The sequence below is a fragment of the Aeromonas sp. R6-2 genome (assembly GCF_040908155.1).
Classification (GTDB): domain Bacteria; phylum Pseudomonadota; class Gammaproteobacteria; order Enterobacterales; family Aeromonadaceae; genus Aeromonas; species Aeromonas schubertii.
This window is the reverse complement of record NZ_JBFODE010000018.1, coordinates 1-1,311: the sequence shown is the minus strand read 5'-3', so window position 1 is coordinate 1,311 and position 1,311 is coordinate 1. Positions and strand designations below refer to the sequence as shown.

General features: G+C 51.3%; 1 rRNA gene. It reads right to left on the bottom strand.

The annotated features are described in order from the left end of the window. Positions 1-1,143, bottom strand: a 23S ribosomal RNA gene (locus AB5Y48_RS02725); the annotation flags it as partial. Positions 1,144-1,311 lie beyond the last annotated feature (168 nt).

Genomic DNA, 1,311 nt, shown 5'->3' with positions numbered 1-1,311 from the left:
TCGGTGCCTGGTTTGAGCCCCGTTACATCTTCCGCGCAGGCCGACTCGACTAGTGAGCTATTACGCTTTCTTTAAATGATGGCTGCTTCTAAGCCAACATCCTAGCTGTCTGAGCCTTCCCACATCGTTTCCCACTTAACCAGAACTTTGGGACCTTAGCCGGCGGTCTGGGTTGTTTCCCTCTTCACGACGGACGTTAGCACCCGCCGTGTGTCTCCCGGATAGTACTTACTGGTATTCGGAGTTTGCAAAGGGTTGGTAAGTCGGGATGACCCCCTAGCCTTAACAGTGCTCTACCCCCAGTAGTATTCGTCCGAGGCGCTACCTAAATAGCTTTCGGGGAGAACCAGCTATCTCCGAGTTTGATTGGCCTTTCACCCCCAGCCACAGGTCATCCCCTAACTTTGCAACGTTAGTGGGTTCGGTCCTCCAGTTGATGTTACTCAACCTTCAACCTGCCCATGGCTAGATCACCCGGTTTCGGGTCTACACCCTGCAACTAGTCGCCCAGTTAAGACTCGGTTTCCCTACGGCTCCCCTATACGGTTAACCTCGCTACAGAATGTAAGTCGCTGACCCATTATACAAAAGGTACGCAGTCACCCCGAAGGGCTCCCACTGCTTGTACGTACACGGTTTCAGGTTCTATTTCACTCCCCTCACAGGGGTTCTTTTCGCCTTTCCCTCACGGTACTGGTTCACTATCGGTCAGTCAGGAGTATTTAGCCTTGGAGGATGGTCCCCCCATGTTCAGACAGGATATCACGTGTCCCGCCCTACTCGATTTCACCTCGGGTTTGCTTTCGTGTACGGGGCTATCACCCTGTATCGCCGGCCTTTCCAGACCGTTCCACTAGCGCCCCCGCTGCTTAAGGGCTAATCCCCGTTCGCTCGCCGCTACTGAGGGAATCTCGGTTGATTTCTTTTCCTCGGGGTACTTAGATGTTTCAGTTCTCCCGGTTCGCCTCTGTTACCTATGTATTCAGTAACAGATACCCGAGTTATCTCGGGTGGGTTTCCCCATTCGGAAATCCGTGATTGATAGCGTCTCTTACCGACTCATCACGGCTTATCGCAGGTTAGTACGTCCTTCATCGCCTCTGACTGCCAAGGCATCCACCGTGTACGCTTAGTCACTTAACCATACAACCCCAAGAAGTGTCGTTTCCGACGCTCTGTTGTTGCACAACTCTCTTCCCGAAGGAAGGTGACCAAAATAAACTTTGGTTTTCGCCAAGAAGTTTCCAAGACACTTGTAACAAATGTTTGAGAACTACTTTTTAAATCAGCTTTCCAGATTGTTAAAGAGCA